Annotated in this window: 19 protein-coding genes; 11 read left to right on the top strand and 8 right to left on the bottom strand. The window is 34.2% G+C overall.

Annotated features, from left to right (window positions below; translation table 11 throughout):
* Positions 1-186: 186 nt before the first annotated feature.
* Positions 187-1404 carry a dicarboxylate/amino acid:cation symporter gene (locus HNS38_RS10385; protein ID WP_172281539.1) on the bottom strand — a complete coding sequence of 406 codons (1218 nt, stop codon included), beginning with the start codon at positions 1402-1404 and terminating at the stop codon, positions 187-189.
* 146 nt (positions 1405-1550) lie between these two features.
* Positions 1551-2180 (bottom strand): NAD(P)H-dependent oxidoreductase, encoded by a 630-nt coding sequence (locus HNS38_RS10380; RefSeq protein WP_172346417.1) that lies wholly within the window; start codon positions 2178-2180, stop codon positions 1551-1553.
* A 1011-nt stretch (positions 2181-3191) separates the two neighbouring features.
* On the opposite strand from HNS38_RS10380, the gene HNS38_RS10375 reads away from it, so the two are divergent.
* The 4 genes from HNS38_RS10375 (at position 3192) to HNS38_RS10360 (ending at position 7029) form a co-directional block, all read left to right on the top strand.
* On the top strand, positions 3192-4529 hold the full coding sequence (locus HNS38_RS10375; RefSeq protein WP_172346416.1) for an RHS repeat domain-containing protein: 1338 nt from the start codon (positions 3192-3194) through the stop codon (positions 4527-4529).
* Between the two features lie 351 nt (positions 4530-4880).
* Positions 4881-5018, top strand: a complete 138-nt coding sequence (locus HNS38_RS10370) for a hypothetical protein (RefSeq protein ID WP_172281532.1) — start codon at positions 4881-4883, stop codon at positions 5016-5018.
* Positions 5019-5359: 341 nt separating this feature from the next.
* The gene (locus HNS38_RS10365; RefSeq protein WP_172346415.1) at positions 5360-5872 is read left to right on the top strand and encodes a hypothetical protein; all 513 of its coding nucleotides are present in this window, start codon (positions 5360-5362) and stop codon (positions 5870-5872) included.
* A gap of 176 nt (positions 5873-6048) precedes the next feature.
* Positions 6049-7029 (top strand): chorismate synthase, encoded by a 981-nt coding sequence (locus tag HNS38_RS10360; protein WP_172346414.1) that lies wholly within the window; start codon positions 6049-6051, stop codon positions 7027-7029.
* Positions 7030-7363: 334 nt separating this feature from the next.
* Here the strand turns inward: HNS38_RS10360 and HNS38_RS10355 are convergent, their stop codons facing one another.
* Genes HNS38_RS10355 through HNS38_RS10335 form a run of 5 tightly spaced genes read right to left on the bottom strand, consistent with a single transcriptional unit; the run spans position 7364 to position 11237 of the window.
* Positions 7364-8197, bottom strand: a complete 834-nt coding sequence (locus HNS38_RS10355) for a hypothetical protein (protein WP_172281526.1) — start codon at positions 8195-8197, stop codon at positions 7364-7366.
* Positions 8198-8200: 3 nt separating this feature from the next.
* Positions 8201-8692, bottom strand: a complete 492-nt coding sequence (locus HNS38_RS10350) for an HAD family hydrolase (RefSeq protein ID WP_172281524.1) — start codon at positions 8690-8692, stop codon at positions 8201-8203.
* On the bottom strand, positions 8682-9092 hold the full coding sequence (locus HNS38_RS10345; RefSeq protein WP_172281522.1) for a thioesterase family protein: 411 nt from the start codon (positions 9090-9092) through the stop codon (positions 8682-8684). Before HNS38_RS10345 ends, HNS38_RS10350 begins: the two co-directional genes overlap by 11 nt.
* On the bottom strand, positions 9085-10365 hold the full coding sequence (locus HNS38_RS10340; protein WP_172281520.1) for a S28 family serine protease: 1281 nt from the start codon (positions 10363-10365) through the stop codon (positions 9085-9087). Before HNS38_RS10340 ends, HNS38_RS10345 begins: the two co-directional genes overlap by 8 nt.
* Before the next feature lie 2 nt (positions 10366-10367).
* Positions 10368-11237: a DMT family transporter gene (locus HNS38_RS10335; RefSeq protein WP_172281518.1), complete on the bottom strand. Its 870-nt coding sequence runs from the start codon at positions 11235-11237 to the stop codon at positions 10368-10370.
* Between the two features lie 232 nt (positions 11238-11469).
* Here HNS38_RS10335 and HNS38_RS10330 point away from each other — a divergent pair, with 232 nt between their 5' ends.
* From HNS38_RS10330 to HNS38_RS10305, 6 genes are all read left to right on the top strand, one after another.
* Complete coding sequence (locus tag HNS38_RS10330) at positions 11470-13023, top strand: response regulator (protein ID WP_172346413.1); 1554 nt, start codon at positions 11470-11472, stop codon at positions 13021-13023.
* Between the two features lie 126 nt (positions 13024-13149).
* Positions 13150-14583 (top strand): [FeFe] hydrogenase H-cluster radical SAM maturase HydG, encoded by a 1434-nt coding sequence (gene hydG / locus HNS38_RS10325; RefSeq protein WP_172281514.1) that lies wholly within the window; start codon positions 13150-13152, stop codon positions 14581-14583.
* Between the two features lie 151 nt (positions 14584-14734).
* The gene (locus HNS38_RS10320; protein WP_172346412.1) at positions 14735-16237 is read left to right on the top strand and encodes a DNRLRE domain-containing protein; all 1503 of its coding nucleotides are present in this window, start codon (positions 14735-14737) and stop codon (positions 16235-16237) included.
* Positions 16238-16336: 99 nt separating this feature from the next.
* The gene (locus HNS38_RS10315; RefSeq protein ID WP_172281510.1) at positions 16337-16606 is read left to right on the top strand and encodes a DUF4834 domain-containing protein; all 270 of its coding nucleotides are present in this window, start codon (positions 16337-16339) and stop codon (positions 16604-16606) included.
* 4 nt (positions 16607-16610) lie between these two features.
* Positions 16611-19097, top strand: coding sequence for a YfhO family protein (locus HNS38_RS10310; protein ID WP_172346411.1), 2487 nt, complete (start codon positions 16611-16613; stop codon positions 19095-19097).
* A complete protein-coding gene (locus HNS38_RS10305; RefSeq protein WP_172346410.1) occupies positions 19098-20393 on the top strand; it encodes a glycosyltransferase family 4 protein in 1296 nt (431 codons plus the stop codon).
* An 8-nt stretch (positions 20394-20401) separates the two neighbouring features.
* Here HNS38_RS10305 and HNS38_RS10300 read toward each other — a convergent pair whose 3' ends face one another.
* Positions 20402-21400, bottom strand: a complete 999-nt coding sequence (locus HNS38_RS10300; protein WP_172281504.1) for an NAD(P)H-dependent glycerol-3-phosphate dehydrogenase — start codon at positions 21398-21400, stop codon at positions 20402-20404.
* 97 nt (positions 21401-21497) lie between these two features.
* On the opposite strand from HNS38_RS10300, the gene HNS38_RS21090 reads away from it, so the two are divergent.
* On the top strand, positions 21498-22994 hold the full coding sequence (locus HNS38_RS21090; RefSeq protein ID WP_172281502.1) for a polysaccharide biosynthesis C-terminal domain-containing protein: 1497 nt from the start codon (positions 21498-21500) through the stop codon (positions 22992-22994).
* Positions 22995-23075 lie beyond the last annotated feature (81 nt).

Below are 23075 nucleotides of genomic sequence, written 5' to 3'. Positions count from 1 at the left end.
AGTAGACTCAGAAAAGAATAATTCCTTACAGAAAAGCTAAAAATGAGATTGATTTTAAGAAATACTAGAACCATTAATCACAGGTTTCAAAACAAGATAAAACACGCATTATCAACAAATAACACCTAAAAAAAAGCTTTAAGACGAATCCTAAAGCTTTCTTCAAAGAATATCTAAATATATAAATTACTCTTTTACTTGATTGAATTTATCAACAATAATAGCAGCTGCTGCATCACCGGTGATATTCAAGGTGGTTCTAATCATATCGAAAACCCTATCTAAAGCATAAAGAATGGGGAGGCCATCAATTGGAATATCGGCAGCAACTAGAACCGCAACCACTAATAAGGTTGGTCCTGGAACTCCTGCTTGTCCTACAGCTCCCACCGTAGAGGTAAGAATGATAGCAGTATACTGTGCCATGGTTAAATCGATACCATAAACCTGAGAAAAAAACAAGGCCACTAAAGCATAATACATGGCATTTCCTGCCATATTTATAGTAGCTCCCAAAGGCAAAACAAAAGCTGTGGTTTCTTTTGTTACACCAAATTCTTTCTCACAAGTTTCCATATTTAATGGCAGTGTTGCTAAAGAAGAAGCAGTTGAAAAGGCCACCAATTGTGGTTTAGTCATGGCTTTAAAGAATTCCATGATATTTTGCTTGGTGAATATCTTGATGGTTAATGGATAAAAAACTATCCCTATTAGAAGGATGCCAATAAGGAATACCCAAACCAAATTCAAAACACTTAATATTAATTCGAAACCAAAAGAACCTACAGAATCGGCCATTAAACCAAATACACCAATTGGTGCTGTGTACATCACCACCTTAATCATCCAAATCATGGCTTCTAAAAGATAGTTGATGGAATTGATAATGGGGTCTTTTCTTTTTGCTGGCATGGTAGATAAACCAATACCCATAAACAAACCAAAGAAGATAATCTGGAGGATGTTTCCAGAACCTAATGCTTCAAAGATGTTATCAGGAACTATTCCTATTATGGTTTCCCAAAAGCCAGGAGCAGTGGATTTGGTCAACTGAGTTGTGGTCTCCATCATAGCAGCGGCACTAGAAATATCAACACCCTCCCCTGGTTTAAATATCAGACCCAAGGCCACGGAAATCACCACACTAAAAAAGGTAGAGATAAAAATATAAGCCAAGGTTGAAATTCCAATCTTTCCTGCGGAACGAGTGGCTCCAAGAGCAGCTGCACCACTAATAATAGATAAGGCTACCAAGGGCACCACCAACATTTTAATCAATTGAATAAATAAAGTTCCGAGCGGTGCAAACATGGAGGCATCTTCTCCCATATACATACCCACCAAAACACCAATCACCATGGCTGCAAGGATTTGAAATCCCATGCTTTTTAATAGTTTTTTCATTGTAGATTTATTATCGTTGTGATAAATTTGTTTATTGATCAAAATTAATGAAATCCTTGTGCCAACAAAATAATAATTATGAACTCTGTTAAACAAAAAAGACCACCTCGGGCTAAGGCAGTCTTTAAAAAATTCTTTAATCAGAATTATACTCTAAGAAATAATTCTTCTTCTGGGTATCGCACTTTAGCTTCATGCTGATAAGGGTCATCGGCAGAACGATAACCGATTGGACAAACCACCACCGTTTTTAATCCTTTTTCTTCTAAACCTAGAATCTCATCATACTGAGCCGGATTTAATCCTTCCATAGGACAAGAATCGATTCCTTCTAAAGCACAAACAGTCATGAGGTTCCCTAATGCAATATACAATTGCTTAGCTAACCAGATGCTTTTATTCTCGTCGTCTTGTGAACTCAAATAACCCATAATCATTTGATGAAAACCATCTTTTTTGTCTTGAGGCATATTTCTTTCTTGAGCCAAATACTCAGTCCATTTTTTCACATCGCCCTCCTCTAATTTTGTATTTCTGGCCAATACAATAAGGTGAGAAGCATCTATCACTTGCTCCTGATTAAAAGTAGCTGGAAGTAGTTGTTTACGAACTTCTGGGTTTTCAACTAAAAGAAATTTCCAAGCCTGAAGACCAAGAGAGGATGGTGTTAAGCGCAAAGCTTCTAGTATAATATCTAATTTTTCAGCAGAAATTTTTTTAGTATCGAACTTCTTAACGGCATATCGCCAGTTTAATGCGTCTATGGTGTTACTCATTTCATTTTTTATTTAGTGTTAATCTATAAAGTCAACTACTTTTATATGCTCACCATAAAACAGTCATCCCGACGATTTCTGTCGGGGCTCCTTGATTTTTATGATTTCACAAGCCTCGTATTTGAGCTTTATATTTCAACCACTCAGTTAATGGATAGACTTTACTTAGTCTGGCAAAGTTAATACTTCGAATAAACCTATATTATATTTTTGGGAATTTTAACAGGAGAGCAAGTATAAATAATAATTTGTATTATTTAGTTTTTGGCACTGGAAAGTTTGAATCACATAAAAGAACATATATTATGAATATTTTTGAAATTAATGAATCCAGTTTAAACTCGAATTGTGAAATAATATTAGATCAAAAAGGCATTATTTCAAATCACATTTTTATTACAAAGACTATGTTGGACACCTATAGTTCATCTAGTTTTGAATATGATTCAATTAATAAATTAGTGAAATTTCTAACAAAAGATGATTTAAACCATTCCATTTTTTATTTGAAAAGTGAATAACATGTAGTAGTGTACCATATGGGTAGTGTACGATATGGCGCTTATGAGAAAAGAGACTTTTGAAAAAGGGTCTCTTTTCTTTGTTTCCTGGGGGAGGTTTCCATAGAATCAACTATCTTTGATTGGCAATAAACACGAGCATTTGAGAGATTTTCAGCATATAGAAGAACGAGTAAATTTAGAAGTTGAGAAGGTAACAAATAAAACTCACGCCGCATCTTTCCCTAAGAAAAGCAGTAAAGTATCAGGTCGCATTTTTAAAGACTTTCAAAGAAAGTCTACTCCGCCTAATAGTATTGCCGTTAAGCGGAAATGATATTTAGCAGGATAAAAAACGGAGCATGTCTGACGAACGTTAGATTCCGACGCAGGAGGAAGCTAAAAGAAGGAGTTCTCCGTTTTCCGAAGAAATATCATTGGAGTAGGCAATAATATTCAGCGGATGTTTTTGAACACTTTTTCCAAAAAAGTGTTGAATAAAAATTTATCTTTGACCACGCAGATGCTAACCAATTATAAAAATACCATAGACTGGGACAATTCTCCATCTCTCGATGCGAACCACTCCTATAATCAGGCTTTTGTTTACGACGCTATGTTATGTGAGACTGCACTACAGAATGGAGTGCTTAGTCGAATCAAATCCCGACAACGAGGTTCGTCGGGGAACCGTCCTATGCAAATAACTAAGCCAGATGCTACTGTGGAATCCTATACTTATAATAAAGCAGGTTTATTGGAGACAGTACATGCCCAAGTAAAAGGCACAACTAGTGTTCTTGCGGTAACCAATATCAATTATAACGAAAAAGGCCAAAGAACCGAGATTTATTATGGCAATGGCAGTAAAACCAAGTATGAGTACGACAAGGAGACATTCAGGTTAAATAGGTTATTAACAACTCGTAATACTGGAATAGATATCTTACAAGATATTAATTATACCTACGACCCTGTGGGTAATATCACTCAAATTACAGATAATGCCCAGCAAACGCATTATTATAATAATTCTGTTATTGCACCAACAGGAGCATATACTTACGATGCACTATATAGGTTAAAAACGGCTACAGGAAGAGAGCTAACAAGTTTGCAAATGCCCTCAAACACAGATCTTGTAGATAATATTGCTTTACCCAACACTGCTAGTAATGCCATGCAAAACTTTACACAGCAATACGAGTATGATGAGTTGGGCAATATGATGGAAATGAAATCCAATGGAAACTGGACTCGTGATTATTATTATGATTTTGCCAATAATACGAATCGACTATTAGTACATACAGAAAATGTAACCGAATATACCTACGATGCACATGGTAATATGCTTTCTATGCCACATCTTGCTTCCATGCTCTGGGATTACAAAGACGAGCTTAAAGAAGTAGACCTAGGAGGTGGTGGAACTGCATACTATGTCTACGATGTCGGAGGCGAAAGAGTAAGAAAGGTAATTGAGAAAACTGGTGGAATCGTAGAAGAACGAGTCTATTTAGGAGGTTTCGAAGTTTATCGTAAATCGGTAGCAGGTACCTTAGATTTTGAAAGAGAAACTTTGCATGTTTCTGATGACCAGAAAAAGATAGTTTCCATAGAAACTAAAACGATGGAGAATGCAACCAGTATCCAGAACTCAGCACCTAGCATCCGCTACCAATATGATAATCATTTAGGCTCTGCAGCTCTTGAACTTGATGATACTGCGGCTATTATCTCTTATGAGGAGTATCATCCTTTTGGAACTACTTCTTATCGTTCTGGCAGAACAGAAACAGAAGTTTCTTTAAAACGCTATAAATACGTTGGCAAATTGCAGCCTTAGGTTCTGCAAAAGAACAAACTATTGAAGAATGCCTATTATTAATAAAACATATGGAACTGGCTCCAGAGCAAATAAATATTATAACTAAGTCGATTAATCAAAGTATATAAGTATAAGCTTATTTCTCTCAATCAGACTAAAGGAATTTCAGCAATAGCAACTGATAAAAACGCTATTGCTTGATTTTATTCTCATGAGAATTAGTCCAATCTTTAAAATCATAATCCTTAAGCTAATCAAGAAACTTGATTTCAGACATATTCTGCTCCATATTTGCATCTCAATTTATTAAATATATAGAAGTAGAATAAAAATATAAAACTAAAGAAACTGGATACATTAATTGAGGTAATGAAAGATTTATCAATTAAAATAGAAACACAAAAAGGTGAGTTAAAACTCCTAAGTAAACTTTTAGCAAATCAAGAACAACGGATAAATGAACATGCTGAAAGAATACGTGATGTAGAATTAAAAGTACGTAAATAAATATAAAAAAATAGGATGTATTGGTTTGTTAAAAAACATATGCAAAAAAAAACAATCTAAAAAGATGTTACAACATATACCAGCACATTAGTCGAAGATGATTTAGTTTTCAATTTCAGCAATTACCAATTCTAATCTATAGTTGATTGTTTAATACTAATCACTTCGATAATAGCTAGAAACATATTATTGTTTCTGGCTAACCTATTTAATAACAATTTACATTTTTAGAGCAAATATCAGTTCAAAAGCTATAAATCTAGAAAAGAGTTCATCTAATAAAAATCCTATAACTTTTTATCCCGGTTCTTATGTATTTTTATTACTCTAAAATCTTGAAAATGAAAAAATACATAGGCATTGCATTATTGGTAATTGGAATCATTGGCTTTTTCTATTCTGCCAACCAAAAAAATGAAAAAGAAATATTTTCAAAAAGAGCATCCTCCAGTAATATTGAAAAAATGGATGTAGCTGTTTTGGCCAACCAAACCTACGAAATTAAGTTTTGGGGAGTAGATGAAGAAATGACTGGCACCTATGAACCACCACATTTTGAGGCTGATATTAAAATTCTTGACAGACAAAAATTGGTTTTATTCGATGAAGAATTAGTTTCTATCACAGAAAGAGAAATTGGAGAAAAGAGAGTTACTCACGATGGCACCTCCTATAGTCACAGTCCTACCGTGGACGAAACCATAGAAATTCAAGTTCAAATAAAAAGAGGTGATTATATAGACATTGAGATTTATGAAAACCTTAGTTCAGAAGCGGATGCCTTACCTGGTTTTTCTATTATACTGGCTTTAATTGGATTGGTATTGTATTTACGTGGGAGAAAGAAAGCTTAATTTTTAATTAAACAAATTCAAAAAAACATTAAACCAAAAGCCTATCTAGAATCATTTTAAAAACAAAATTAATTCCCTGTACCAAATATAAATTAAGCTGTTTTATGAGGAATTTAAGAATCTACTTGTAGTATTATTTTTTAGGTTTGCGCAAACTTAAATCACTACCTATTACTATGAATAGTTTTGGAACCCTATATCGTATTTCCATATTTGGAGAATCTCACGGACCTGCTGTAGGCATTATTATAGATGGATGCCCAAGTGGAATTTCAATTACTGAAGAAGATTTTGTAAAAGATATTGAAAGAAGAAAAGCTGGAAAAAAAGGAACCACTCCTCGTGTTGAAGCCGATCAACCTCAAATATTATCTGGAATTTTTGAAGGCAAAACCACAGGAAGCCCCATCACCATCATCTTCGAAAACAAAAACACTCGCTCTGGCGATTACCAGAATATCAGAAATAGTCCGCGCCCAGGCCATGCCGACTTTACCGCATTTAAAAAGTATAGAGGCTTTAATGACTATAGAGGAGGAGGTCATTTTTCGGGAAGAGTGACTACCGGTTTGGTAGCTGCTGGTGTTATTGCTAAAAAGGTATTAGCAGGAGTTAATTTTGATGCACAGGTAATTGAAGTGGGTGGACAAGCAGACATAGATGCAGCTTTAAATAAAGCTATTGCAAACCATGACTCTGTTGGGGGTATCATTGAATGTAGAATCCAAAATCTAGACATAGGAATTGGAGAGCCTTTCTTTGATAAAGCCGAAGCCGTTTTGGGTCATGCACTATTCGCTATACCAGCTGTTAAAGGAATGGAAATAGGAAGTGGTTTTCAGGCAGCCAGAATGACGGGTAGCGAAAATAACGATATGATTATCGACAAAGAGGGCACCACCGAAACCAATCATGCAGGAGGAATCAACGGAGGAATCACCAATGGTAATGAAATGGTGATACGAGTAGCCGTGAAACCCACAAGTAGCATCACCAAAGGTCAACAAACTTTCAACCTCAAAGAAAACAAAGTACAAAACCTCAATGTAAAAGGTAGACACGATGCCTGTATCGCCCTAAGAATGCCAGTGATAGTAGAGGCAGTAAGCGCTATTGCATTAGCCGATTTACATCTTCGCCATAAAGCTAGAATATAATTAAGAGTTCATAAAGTACTTGAAGTGACTAAAGTATAAAGTAGTTGAAGCGCCTAGAATACAAAGTTCATAGAATGACTAAAGTTGGTTGTAAACTTCGATTTTGCTATACATATTTATGATTTAGCTATACAGTACTCTAAACCTCTAAACTTCTGAACCTCAAAATTAGTAACTGATATCTACTAGTCGTTAAATGGTAACTGAAGCTTTAATACTGGTTATTTCTGCAGGCTCAATGAACTTCAACTTACCAAAAGCAATTTACAACTCATGCACTGTTAACTGTCACCTATTCACCATTATCGGTTAACTGTTATCTATTAACTACCTCCTACAAAGAATCGAAAAAGAAATCTAACCCCTTCACATTCTCCTCTTCAATCATCATAGTAAATAGACTAAAGTTAGGCAAGAATCCCGACCATTGCTTTCGCATTTGATAAAAATAATTGAAATCGGCAGCCATTTCTGGTCTCATATCTGCTAAATCCATTACAACAGTATTGAACTTTCTAAACAGCGGAGCACTCGAAGCCATTAAAGCATCATCAATAGTGATCATTTTTAGAATTTTCTCCAAAAGTTTAGCATCCCTAATTTCTAATGTGGCCACCAATAGCTTATAAATATTAGCATAGAAATACTGAAGTTTAGTGGAGTCATTCACCAATTTACTTGGAACATCTTTTAAATTTAAAGACTGAATCTCTTGTTTTACCTCATCGTGTTTTCCAAGTGCAGCCAAACTGAGGATTCTCATGGATTCAAATGCTAGCTTAGTATAATAATCCTTTTCTAATTTAATGGCTTGCTCCGAAACATTGAAAATAGAACTAAAGTTTCCTTTTATCTTAGATTCTTTAGTTAAAGCCCTTAACTGATGGAAATACAATGACAGCCATTTGAAGTAAATATGTGTATGCATTTCGCTATTCGAAAACTGAAGTGCCTTGCTCATCCAATCATCCATATCTAGGTTCTCTCCAAAAAGCGCATATAAGCCAGCCTTGGTCTGACAATAATCGGCAAATATTTCTTGATCTTCTTGCTGCCAGTTGGGCTCAACTACATGCATTAGCTTTTGAAAGGTAACAGAATCTTGCGCTTTTCTGGCTTCTTCTAATTTATCTAAAAATGTTTGGTAAAATTCTTTAAATTCACTCATGGTTTATATGTTTTCTATAATTTCTAATAGGGCACTCATATGATATACTGTGGCATCGGCTTGCTCACATTCTTGTTTACTTTTATTATTCTCTTTGAACCAAATAGTTTTCCAAGACACCGATTTTGCTCCTTCAATATCTTTTTCACAACTATTGCCAATCATTACCAATTCAGACTCCTCCAATTTTAATTCTTGTTGGATATATTGAAAGAATTTATGATGCGGTTTTTCGTAACCAATATCGCTTGAGGAAAAAACACGATGAAAATATTGGGACACTCCTACCCTTTTTAAGGCCTCAACAATATCTTGTGAACTAGAATCATCAGCATTACTGGCCATCACAATTGTATACTTCTTCTGCAATTGCTTCAAAATTTCTTCAGCTCCAGAAACCAAAGATACCAATGGCCAATCTTTCATGGCTCCTTCAAAAGGAAGATCACGCATAATGGTGTCTCCCCAATCAAAAACAAGCGCTTTAATAGCCATAATGTTCTTTTATTTTATGGAAAAACACCTGTGGAGTCCTCACTACTTTTCTTTTTTCGTAATCAAAAGCTAAAATCCCTGTTCGTCCAGTGAATACCATTTTCGCATCAGAAACTCTATTTACTTCATAGTTCAAATGGAATAAAGGCCCTTTTTGCTCACCCAAACTAACTTTCACCATCAGCTCATCGCCATGAAAAACTTCAGCTAAATAATCCACATGCGCATCTTTCATAATAATCCCCAATCCCTCACCAATATTCATCTCCGAATATCCTAAGCTTTTTAAGTAGCCGATTCTAGCTTCGTGAAACAATGCCAAAGACTTATCATTCCCCATATGACCACCATAATTAATATCTGAAATGGACACCATATATTTCATTATAAAATCAGTCATTTTGCAACCATTTTTCGAGTTGTTCTTTGATCATCTTTTGCTGCTCTTCAGTAAAATGACGGATACGTGTTGAATGGGATCCACCAGATAAAACCAGTTTAATGGCATCTACTCTTGAATCTGGATTTACCGAAGTACTGCTCCATGGGTCTAATTCACCATAGACATAAATCATCCTATTACCTTCATTATGGATAAAATCGTATACTTCATTCATAATTTCCGCATCATATTCAAACCTTAATTCTTCGGGAACAAAAGCAATATTACTAGAGTTTTCCACTTTTCGTAGATAAGGTTGTAAAGAGTCCAAATCATAATCGTAATAACCCAATTCACGATAAGCCTGAACCATAAATGGCATGAGTTCATCTAAAGTAGATTCAAAATAAAAACTCACTAAACCCAAATCGAACATGGGTTTCATCATTTTTTTGGGTCTACTATATTTTTTTGGTATATCTTCTAATTCAAGACTTCCCCATTGAAAATAAGAAAAAGGAAACTCTAAAACCATAAACTCATAAGCTGCCGTATCGTTTATAGCAAACTTTTGCTCATTCTTATCGGCCCCTGCTTTAAATTTTGGAAATATTTTATCGAAATTCTGTAACATCAACCTTTGATAATTCAATATAATGGCATCCTCTTCTGGTGTGGCCACATGACGCAAAAACCAATTGATGCGCACATCTTCCTGCTCTAAATTTAAAGGAGCCACATAAGGCATACTAATATGCATATCCTCTGGGTAATAGTATTTATAAAAAATACTGGTTTGTCCTCCTTTAGAAATCCCAGTACTTATCCAATGGTTTTTATAAAACTTTGAAAAAGTATTATAAACATGGTGATGATCGGCTGCTGCATTAGCGGTATTTAGTTGTGCCCAATTCATAGAATCAGGTGCACTTTCACCAAAATAACGATGCTCAACAATGATTTGATTGGCACCAATTATCCTTGCTGGCTCCGAATAAAAATTTCCTCCAGCTCCATAGCCTTCGGTCACCATTACTGTAGGTAGGCTATCGTTTAAATGAGTCAAATATAATTTTTGTGTAAACTGACCCGCTTTTGCATCTTGATGATCGATATATTGATCTATATATAAGGTGTAAGTTTCAGGGGAAATAGAATCAGCTGAGGTTTTTTCATAATCAACACCATCAATAGAAGCTAAAAAGAGCTCCACTTTTGATTTGTTCTGAGCCACAACAAAATGGCCACTTGCTAAAAACAATAAAACTAAACCTAATAATCTTGTCTTCATATTTATGATTTTTTCCAATTTATCTGCGAAATTACAATTCCAATCATCATTAACCCTGCTCCCATTAAGGATCTCCATCCGTGTTGTTCATTCAACAAAAGCCATCCCCCGAGCATGGCAAATGCCGACTCAAAGCTAAGAATAATTGCCGCTTGTTCCGAAGCCACTTTCTTTTGTGCAAAAACCTGTAATGTATAGGCTATTCCTACTGCAAAAATACCACCATATATAATAGGGATGTATCCACTTAGAATTTGTGTCCAAATGACATCTTCCATTACAAAAGCTACACTTAAGCTTAAAATAGCCGTAATGGTAAATTGAATAATGGAAAGTAAGAGAATAGCATACTTTGGTGCAAAATAACCAATCATCATCACATGAATAGCCCAGAATACCGCACTTATTAAAACCAAACTATCACCCCAATTAATAGAAAGTCCTTCTTTTACACTTAGAAAATACAAACCAACAACTGCTAAAATAGCACCGAACCAAATATGCAAACCAACTTTTCTCTTCAGAAACAAATAGAATATGGGTACTAAAACCACATATAAACTCGTAATAAAACCACCATTTGCAGCACTTGTAAATTGCATACCTATTTGCTGAAGGCTAGCAGCTATAAATAACGCCACGCCTAATATCAATCCTGCTAGGCTAATTTTCTTAAACTCTTCTATTTTTAATCGTTTCCTATCTTTTTGTAGAAAATAAAGCGGAAGCAATGACAAACTTCCCAAAAGAAACCTCACTCCATTAAAAGTATAGGGGCCTACATAATCCATCCCCGACCTTTGTGCAACAAAAGAGAATCCCCAAATGGCAGAAACAAGGATTAAAACCAAGCTATATTTAAATGATTTCATACAGTTTTTTTAGGCTACGAATATATCATTTAATCTCATGTGCTCTTAAGTTAAAATCATTGATTCATATAACTCTTCAGATTAAAATAGCTATTAGATAATAGGCTTCAAAAGAGAAAAACCAGCCAAATACTTAAGAGTAGAATCAAATTAAATACATACGATAATTCAAAAACATCAAAGATTAGCAATCTTAAATAAAATTGATTATATTTGAACTACAAGAAAAAACATGAACTCAATTAGCAAAATATTAATTGTTGATGATTCTGATGCCAATTTGGATCTACTCAAAGGAATATTAAGAAAAACCCAAACCTATAAAGTAGCTACCGCCAAAGATGGTAAATCAGCATTAACAAAAATTCGTAGCCAAAAATTTGATATTATTTTATTGGACTATGTAATGCCTGGAATGAATGGTTTAGAAGTCTGTACAGAAATAAAAAAAGACAAAACCAATAGTGAAACCCCAGTAATCTTCCTTACTGCTGATCATTCTGAAGAAGTATTAGCCCAAGCTTTCGACGCAGGCGCAGTTGATTTTATAAAAAAGCCCTTCGGAAAAATGGAATTACTTTCTCGAGTGAAGAATCATCTACAATTGGTTGAAAACAATAAGGAATTAGCCATTGCCAAGGAATATGCCGAAGTCGCCAATAAAACCAAAGGTGAATTTCTGGCCAACATGAGCCACGAAATTAGAACACCTATGAATGGAATCATCACCGTGGTGGAATTTCTTAAAGACACTCAAATTACAAAAAAACAAAATGATTTATTAGATATTATCAAAACTTCCTCTGATAATTTATTGGAAATTATAAATGACATCCTAGATTTTTCAAAGATAGAAGCTGGACAAGTAGAATTAGAATTTATCAATTTTAATTTAAGAGAGGAAATTGAATCTGTTCTTAAACCTCTTGAAATTCGAGCCAAAGAAAAAAGCTTGAAACTTGAATTAAAAATTGATGACAATATCCCTAATATGATGAATGGAGATATTTTAAGGATCAAACAAATCATCATTAATTTGGTAAATAATGCCATAAAATTCACTCAAGAAGGAGGAATCACTTTAGAGATAAAAGAAGAAAACTGTAATGATGGGAAGCATTGTATTCTTTTTGAAGTTATAGATACCGGCATTGGAATATCCATTGATAATCAGAAAAAACTATTCAAGTCATTTTCTCAGACCGATGCTTCTTCAACTCGGAAATATGGTGGAACAGGTTTAGGATTAGCCATCTCTAAAAACTTAGTAAAAATGATGGGTGGAAAAATACAAGTAAAAAGTCAAACCAATATGGGCTCTACTTTTTCCTTCAACCTGATTCTGAATACACCATCCTCTGAAGCTCCTAAAAAGAAAGCTATCAAGCCTCAATATAAAAGCAAACTAGAGCGCAAAATCATTCTTGTGGTGGATGATAATGAAATCAATCGAAAAGTAGCGAAAATGACTTTGACAAAGTTTGGTCATCAAACCGATTTGGCCATAAATGGAATCGAAGCCTATCAAAAATACTTAGAAAAACATTACGATTTGATACTAATGGACGTTCATATGCCAGAATTGGATGGCATAGAAACAACCGCCATGATCAGAAAGCACGAAAAAGAGGACTCAATCTCCAATCCCATTCCAATAGTGGCGATGACAGCAGCTGCCATGAAAGGTGATAGAGAACGATTTATAGAGGCCGGAATGAATGAATACATTAGCAAACCCTTTAAAGTTGCCGACCTAGAAAACATACTGCATCTCATATTCAGGTAATTGAATACCTATATTATTTTTATAAAGAATAAATTACCATTGAATGTGACAAAACTCCGTTAAATAATGTGCCACAACCAAAGTTTAGTGTAATTTTGTTATTTATTTAACAAGCATCATTATAACATGAAGTTCAAGCCAGAAAAATATAAATTAGAGGATGTTTCCATGCAGCCTTTTATTGATGTTGATGAAATTGAAGGGTTACTATCAACTACAAAAAGCACAGCTGAAGAAGTCAGAAGAGTCATTGCCAAGTCATTGAGCAAACAAAGGCTAAATATGGCAGAGACAGCAATTTTGGTAAATGCAGACGATCCGGTTTTGATTGAAGAAATCAAACAAGGTGCTCGAACGCTAAAAAAGAATGTCTATGGTAATAGAATCGTTCTTTTTGCACCACTTTATATTGGTAATAAATGCGTAAACAATTGCGAATATTGTGGTTTTAAAGCAAGCAATAAAGACGCTATTAGAAAAACACTTACCGACGAAGAAATCATCAAAGAAGTAGAAGCTTTAGAGGATAATGGACAAAAACGATTGATTTTGGTTTATGGGGAGCATCCTCATTACACGCCAGAATACATTGCCCATACAGTAGATTTAGTTTATGGAGTAAAAAAAGGTAATGGAGAGATCAGACGAGTTAATATAAATGCAGCTCCTCTTGATATTGAAGGTTTCAAAACTGTCAAAGACTCCGGTATCGGAACTTATCAGGTTTTCCAAGAAACATATCACCCCGAAGCATATAAAAAATACCATTTAGGCGGTCATAAAAAACACTATGCCAATAGGCTAACTTCTCTCGATAGAGCTATGGAAGCAGGAATTGATGATGTTGGAATTGGCGCTTTATTTGGACTTCACGATTGGAAATTCGAAGTATTATCTATGGTTCGCCATACCAATCACCTAGAAGCTTGTTATAATGTGGGCCCCCATACTATTAGTTTCCCACGTCTACAAGATGCATCCATGATAAACAAGGATGACAAATATATCGTTAGTGACGAAGAATTTACTCGTTTGGTGGCCATCCTACGTTTAGCTGTTCCTTATACTGGAATGATTTTGACCGCTCGGGAGAACGAAAAAATCAGAAAAGAAGTTTTACACTATGGTGTTTCTCAAATTGATGGAGGAACAAAAATTGAATTGGGCAACTACTCACAGGATGAAACTCAAAACCAAGCCCAAGACTTAAACAAAGAACAGTTCAAAATTAACGATGACAGAAGTTTAGCAGAAGTTATTGACGAATTGTTAGACGATAGCTTCTTACCTAGCTTCTGTACTGCGTGTTATAGGTTAGGAAGAACTGGTGAACATTTTATGGAATTTTCAGTTCCAGGATTCATTAAAAGATATTGTTCTGCCAATGCGATACTCACTTTAGCTGAATATATTGAAGATTATGGAAAAGAATCTACTGCTATAAAAGGTTGGAAAGTTATTGAGAAACAGTTAGAGGAATTGAAAGAATTCCAAAAAGTAGATGAAATAAAAGATAGAATTGAAAGAATTAAAAAAGGTGAACGCGACCTGTATTTTTAGTTCGTGAGAAAAATACATCATGCAATAGCCTAGATTTTTCTAGGCTTTTTTTATGAATCAACCATTCAAAAGGGCCCATTGTCCTTTTACTGATAAATTAAATTGCAATAACTTGCAAAATATTATATATTTGTATGAAAATCATACCGATATGAAAAATGCTATATTCTCATTAATCATCGTTTGGTTATTACCTCTTATTGTTTCTGCACAAACAACACTAATTCTACAACCCAATGCTCGAGTTGGTCAAGATGCCATAATTCATGGACTTGAAAGTGAAATGAATAAAAACTGGGGAAACACACCCAGTTTTAATATTAATACTTGGACCTATCAAGGAACTTCTGGTACTGTTCGAAGTATCATTCGCTTTGATTATTCTGAAATCCCTGAAGATGCCATCATCATTAGTGCTCACCTATCTTTATATGCTTGGGCTGCAGAAAATGGTTTTGGACCACATTCCACTATTAGTGGATCCAATGAATGTTTCCTCTATCAAGTTACATCAGACTGGAATGAGCAAGAAGTAACTTGGAATACCCAACCTTCTATTGCTGACATTGGAAAAGTTTATATTCCAGCTTCTACTTATCCAAATCAAGATTACCTTAGAATTGATGTCACAAATATGGTAAAAAAGCAAATAAACTATAACAACTATGGTTTCCTTATCAAACTAAAAGAAGAAAGCTATTATAGAATGATGAGTTTTTGTTCCAGTGACCATGAGAATAGTAAAAAACATCCTCAATTAATCATTCAATACAAAGAAACCAATCCAACCTCAGATACCTGCTTTGTTTTTCAACCTGGGTCAAGAGAAGGAAAAGACGCCATTCTTCATGGATTAATTAGTGAGATTAATAACAACTATGGGGACAATCCTCAAATTGCAGCCAATGCATGGACTTTTGGAGGAACACCTGGAGTAGTAAGAAACCTTATTGACTTTGATTTGAAAAAATTACCTTCAAATGCAAAAATTAAAAAAGCCATCTTATCACTCTATGCCTGGGATCATGTAAATAAAGAATTTGGTCAGCATTCTACTTTATCTGGATCAAATGCTTGCATTCTTCATCGAGTAATTTCGCCTTGGGAAGAAAATAAAGTCACTTGGAATACCCATCCTGAATATACAGACAAGAACAAAGTCACCATACCCTCCTCCGATTTTCCCACTCAAAACTATCCAAATATTGATGTTACTGAATTAGTTGAGGACATGGTGGCAATGCCAAAAAAGAGTTTTGGTTTTTTATTAAAATTAGAAACAGAAGAATACTACCGAATGATGAATTTTTGCTCATCTGATCATAGCAATCCAGAACTTAGGCCTCAATTAAAAGTGTTTTGTGAGCTTTATGAAGAAACAAATGACCCTCAAGTCAATAACACTAGCAATATTGACTTTAAAGATAGTTTTATTATTTACCCAAACCCTGCTACTAATAAATTACAAATTGATTCTAAGACTGAGATCAACTTTGATATCAAAATCTATAATATGAATGGGAGTTTGATTGATGAATTCACCAATGCAGATGAAATAATAGAATATGACATGACTAAATATCCTCAAGGAGTTTACCTATTCAGTTTTATTAGTAATGGATATATTTCACACCAGAAAGTTATCATTCAATAAATACAATTTATCGATTGTTTTACATCATTTAACAATAATTAGCTCTCCAATTTTGGGGATTAGTGGGTATTCAGTAAATTCGCAAAAAATTATTTAAACATGAATACCTTATTTATTATTTTACTCATTATATTTATCACTCCTTATATAGTGAGGTTCTTGGCTCCATATATTATGAAATACTTCTTCAGAAAAGTGCAAAAAAACATGGAACAGAATATGAATCAAGCCAATAACAATTTCAATCAACAAGATTTTAATTCCAATACTTCAAGTCAAAAACAAGAAACAACAAATAATCCAGCCAAAGAAGAATTGGGAGATTATGTAGATTTTGAAGAAGTAAAAGAAGAAACCAATAAGCCATAAATCTATGAATAATCAAAACCTATTCAAGAAAGCATTACCATATTTAGTAGCTATTATATCTTTTGTTATCATTAGCTTCATATTTATGAACCCTATATTAGAGGGGAAGCAATTGAGTCAGCATGATATAAAAGTTTATAAAGGAGTTTCGAAAGAAATAAAAGATCATAGAGCTGAAACTGGTGAAGAAGCACTTTGGACTAATTCCATGTTTGGAGGAATGCCTGCTTATCAGATTTCTACTAAATATCCTAACAATTGGATAAAGCATATTCATCAAATATTGCAACTAGGACTTCCCCGTCCTGTCAATTTCCTATTTCTTTACTTTATAGGTTTCTTTATCCTTCTACTTATACTTCGAGTTGATCCATGGCTGGCCTTAATTGGTTCCTTTGCCTTTGCTTTCTCCTCCTATTTCATCATTATTATTCAAGCCGGCCACAATACCAAAGCACTGGCATTAGCTTATATGGCGCCACTTCTAGGCTCCATTATTTTGACCTATCGCGGGAAGTACTTACTCGGAGGAATATTAACTGCACTATTTGCTGCTCTTGAAATTTCTGTAAATCATCTCCAGATTACATACTATCTCTTACTTTTCCTTATAATCGTTGGAGTATTTATACTTATAGACCATATTAAAAGAAACGAGCTTCCTCAATTTTTCAAAGCTACTGCAGTATTAATTATTGCAGCCATTTTGGCTGTTATGCCAAATATCACTAACCTTCTGGTCACTTCAGAATATTCTGCCCAATCTATGCGAGGAAAATCAGAATTGGTAAAAGATGGAAATATTCAAACCAGTGGATTAGATAAAGATTATGCCACACAATGGAGTTATGGTATTGGGGAAAGCTGGAGTTTATTAATACCAAATGTTAAAGGTGGTGGTTCTGGCGCATTAGCAGCAAATAAAAAAGCTATGGAGCTTATGGAGCCACAAATGAGACAAGTGGTTTCCCAAAACAGAATCTCCTCATACTGGGGCGATCAACCCATCATGTCTGGGCCAACTTATGCCGGAGCTATTATTATCTTTCTATTTGTATTGGGATTATTTTATGTAAAGGGATGGATGAAATGGGCTTTACTGACAGGAACAATATTCAGCCTGACCTTAGCTTGGGGAAAGAATTTCATGCCTTTAACCAGTTTCTTCCTCGACTATTTTCCTCTATATAATAAATTCAGAGCTGTAAGCATGATCTTAATACTCGCAGAACTCACCATTCCTATTTTGGCAATCTTGGCAGTGAAGGAAATCATATTAAAGCCAAGAATTATTCAAGAAAAGCAGAAGCAATTCTTTATAGCATTTGGAGCAACAGGAGGATTATTATTAATATTCTATATTCTTCCAACTGTATTTTTCAGTTTCTTAAGTCAAATGGAAATCGATGCATTTGGCGACAATCCAAGAGCTGCAGAATTAGTTGCAAATATTGAAATGGCAAGGATTAGTATTTTCAAAGCTGATGTAATGCGAAGTTTTATTTTCATTCTTTTAATAGCTTCTGCCCTTTATGTTTATTCTTTGGAGAAAATAAATAAAACCATTTTCTTAGCCATTTTCGCTGTACTCTTGCTGGCCGATATGTTTACCATAAATAGAAGATATATCAATGATGGCCATTTTGAAAGATCAAGAAAAATAGACACTCCTTATGTTGCTTCCACAGCTGACAAAGCAATACTAGCCGACAAGAGTCTAGATTATCGTGTCTTGAATTTAGGAAACCCATTCAACGATGGAGCGACAAGTTATTTTCACAAATCAATTGGAGGATATCATTCCGCTAAACTGGGTAGATACCAAGATTTAATCGATTTACGATTGCAAAAAGAAGTCAATGATATTATTTCCACATTACAAAGTGCAGGAGGTTTTACCGAAGTAAATAAAGCCCTACAAAATGTACCCACATTAAATATGCTTAATACCAAGTATATCATCTACAATCCCCAAGCGCAACCTATCCCAAATCCTTACGCCAATGGTAATGCATGGTTTGTAGAACATATTGAATGGGCTGATAATGCCAATGAAGAAATTGACAAATTAGCTAGCATCAATACCAAAACCACAGCCATCATTGATAAGAGATACCAATCTAAAATCGGTGATTACAAATCGTCTTCTTTTGCTGGTAATACCATTAAATTATTAAACTACAAGCCAAACCATCTCGTCTACGAATCTAATTCAACAACTGAGCAATTAACTATTTTTAGTGAAATATATTATGATAAAGGTTGGAATGCATATATCGACGGTGAATTGTCACCTCATTTCAGGGCTAACTACACCTTAAGAGCCTTGATAATTCCAGCCGGGAAACATAAAGTTGAATTTAAATTTCTTCCAGAAAGTTATTATACTGGAGAGAAAATAGCATTAGTGGGCTCTATTCTTCTTATTCTTGCTTTCCTTGCCATCATTGGAAAAGAGATTAAATATTGTAAAACCAAAAAAGAAGAATAAATGCCCAAAAAGAAGGTGTTGATATTCACATATTATTGGCCACCTGCAGGAGGCGCAGGTGTTCAGCGTTGGTTGAAATTCACCAAATACCTTCATGACTTTAATATTGAACCCATCATTATCACAGTTGATGAGAAACAGGCTTCATACGCTCAAATAGACGAATCTCTTAACCTAGAAGTCAAAGAAAATCAGAGAATCATTAAAACCAATTCTTTTGAGCCATTGAATATCTTTTCCTTCTTTGCAGGAAAGAAAAATGTACCTTATGCTGGTTTTGCCAATGTGAACAAAAAGACAACCATGCAAACCATCTCTCGCTTTATTAGAGGAAACTTCTTTATTCCCGATCCTCGTAAAGGATGGAATAGATACGCTTTAAATAAAGCAGAACTTTTAATCAAAGAAGAAAATATTGACACTATCATTACCACGGGGCCTCCCCACTCTACTCATCTAATTGGTTTGAAACTGAAAAAGAAATACGACCTCAAGTGGATTTGCGATATGAGAGATCCGTGGACTGATATTTATTATTATAAAGATTTATTGCATATTCCATTTGTTAAGAAAATGGATGCCAATCTTGAGAAAAAAGTACTAACTGAATGTGACAAAATTGTCACGGTTAGCTCAGGTTTGAAAAATATTTTCGCCCATAAATCGGAGAAGATCACATTAGATAAAATCCATATTATCCCAAATGGTTATGATGAAAGTGACTTCAAAATGAGCCTTTATAAAAAAAACGAGACACTGACTATCGCATATGTGGGAACTATGGCAGAAATATATGAGCCTACTCCTTTTTTCGATGCTTTTGAGAGGAGTCTACAAAACGGAATTCCTTTAGAATTAAAACTCGTAGGCAAAGTTTCACCACCCATATTAGAAGCATTAAGAAATAGAAGTTGGAGCAAAGATGTAAATATAGTAGGACAAGTAACCCATGACGCAGCTATCCAACATATGCAATCTGCTGATATCTTACTATTACTCATCCCCAACACTAAAGATTCCAAAGGAATACTAACAGGTAAATTCTTTGAATATTTGGCAGCCATGAAGCCAATACTAGCCCATGGTCCAAAAAATGGGGATATTGATGATATTCTAAAGCAGACAAAAGCTGGTGAGCTATTTGGCTATGATGATTCCGATGGAATGAAGAATAAAATTGATTCTCTATATAAGGAATACTTTTTAAATCAAACTCCTTTCCAAAGTCAAAATATAGAAAGCTACAGCCGCCAGAACCTAAGTCAAAATTTATCTAAAATAATCTTAAGCTTATAAGTATTTCTCTAATCTATAGGAAGCTCTTCCGTCTCTGATAATATTTCGTGAATAAAGTTTGCTATATCGTATTTCCCAGATAAAACTATCCTTAATTCTTTAATAATACGATACTCCTCTTCAAAATTTCCTTCAGCAATCATTTTACAAAATACATCAACAGCCATCTTCCCTTCTAAAACCAGATTCGAATTGCTTTCACTATAAAAACCCTTACCAATTAAAAGACCTAAAGTTCTGTTTCTACTTAAATCATTCAAAGCAGTCAAACCAAAATCACCATATCCACAATATTTAAATATTGTTTTTTTTCTGCCACCAAATTTTAAAAGAATAGCTCTCATTTCATTGAAAGCCTTTGTCAGAAACAAAAAACGAAGATTTGGAGAATCATATTGAGCATCAACAATACCTAAAGCAATAGCATAGATATTCTTCAATACACTTAGCAACTCTACTCCTCTTATATCTGTAGAATAATCCAAATGAATACATGTACCTTTTACTAAGTCTCTGAAAATTGGAAACAAAGTAATATCTGCAGCCCCTACCGTAAAAGCAGTTGGCATGTTATTAATTAGTTCTCGAGCGAATGTAGGTCCTTTCCAAGTCGCAATTCTATAATCCGTTCTTGAGATTAAGCTTTCTGCAATAGTATAATGTTCATCTTTACTTAAACCTTTTGCCAAATTAATTAATACTACTTCCGGATGAAACAATCCTTTATGTTGTTCAATAAACTCAAATATGACCGAAGAAGGTATGGCCAAAAAAACAAATTCAAAATTGGATAATACTTTAACATCTAAAGTGGCTCGTAATCTCCAAGTAAGTTTAGTATTAGGAAAGTATTTGGTATTTAGTTGGTCCTTATTAATAGAGTCAACAACATCTTCTTCAATAGATATAATGGTCACTTCTAATTCTGGCTTCATTGCCAATGCATTACCCAAAGAAGTTCCCATGGTTCCTCCTCCTATAATGCAGACTTTTGTCCTATTCTCCATTATTTAATTTTAGTTAATCAGCAAATATAAAGAATTAATAGAAAATGCAGTGATCAATGCTTAAACATTTATTTTTACTTTAGCCAAAAAATAAGAAGTGGGAATAATTCAAAAACAAAGCATATATGGTCTAGTCCTTTCTTACCTAGGAGTAATTTTAGGATTCATCACCACTGGATACTTAATGCCAAAATTCTTACTTGAAGAAGATATTGGTTTGTTAAGAGTCCTTGTATCTTATGCTACCTTGGTTGCGCAATTTGCAGGATTAGGCTTTTCTATTGTTGCAGTACGAATGTTCCCCTATTTTCGAAATCCCAAAACCAATCACCATGGTTTTCTTGGCCTATTCCTAATTATTTCAATGGTGGGGTGGTTTATTATTATGTTCCTTTTTCATTTCTATGAAAAACTATTCATGGTTAAAGATTTTATGGCGTCCCCTCTCCTAAGCAAATATTTTATTTGGATCATTCCATTATCCCTCTTTATTCTTCTCTACAATATTACCGATGCCTATTATCGCTCTTTATACAATGCATTAAAAGGAGCATTTCTGAAAGAAGTGATACAAAAGATATTTATCCTAATTGCACTGATCCTATATATACTTAATATATTCCCATTCTCAAACCTTGTCCAATATTATATATTTGCTTTTGCAATACCACCACTAATAATGTTCTATACCCTATGGAAGCAAAATGAGCTCAAACTCATTCCTGATTTCAAATTTCTAAACCCTGTATTAAGGAAACAAATAGGAAGCGTTGCACTTTTTGGAATGTTAACTAGTTTCTCAGGTATCTTAGTATTAAACATCGATGTATTAATGATACAAAAATACATGACCCTTTCCGATGTAGGTATATATACTATTACTTTCTTTTTTGGAACACTGATCAAAATACCAGCAAGACCTTTAACAAGAATTAGCGGCATAGTCATTGCGGAATCATTTAAAATTAACGATAATGAAAATATAGATTCAATTTATAAGAAAAGTAGTATTACGCTACTTACAATTGCCTCATGGGTTTTCCTAGGATTAATGATAAATCAAGAAAATATTCTCTTTATAATAGGTGAGAATTACCGACCTGGTTTATATGTCATTTTTTTTATTGGCCTTTCTAATGTCCTTGAATTATCAACTGGAGTGGTCAATCTCATACTTTTCAATTCAAAATACTATAGATACTCATCACATTTTATATTTATTTTTGTTATTCTTGTAGTAATAAGCAATCTTATTCTTATTCCACAATATGGAATAATAGGCGCTGCTTTAGCTACATTTTTATCTAAGACAATATATATGATAATAAAAGTGGTATTTGTGAAGTTGAATTTAGGCTATAGTCCCTATACCTGGAAGACAATTATTCCAATTATCATCATTATTATTGTTTATGTAATACAATTATTACTACCAAAACAAAATAATTTCATCATTGACATCATTTCACGATCTACGATTGCTTCTATACTGTTTCTTGTTCCAATCATTTGGTTTCAAGTATCATCAGACATCAACCAATGGCTTAACAAGATATATAGCACCATCAAAAACAAGGTAAAACAACCTAAGTAAATCACCGTAAATATCAAACAATGCGAAATTAACATTAGGAAAAGCGAAATAAAGCAGTACTTTTGCACTCGCAATTACAGC

This window comes from Lentimicrobium sp. L6 (genome assembly GCF_013166655.1).
In the GTDB taxonomy this organism is placed as follows: domain Bacteria; phylum Bacteroidota; class Bacteroidia; order Bacteroidales; family UBA12170; genus UBA12170.
Note: the sequence above shows the minus strand (reverse complement) of the source record. Positions and strands in the feature narration are given on the sequence as shown.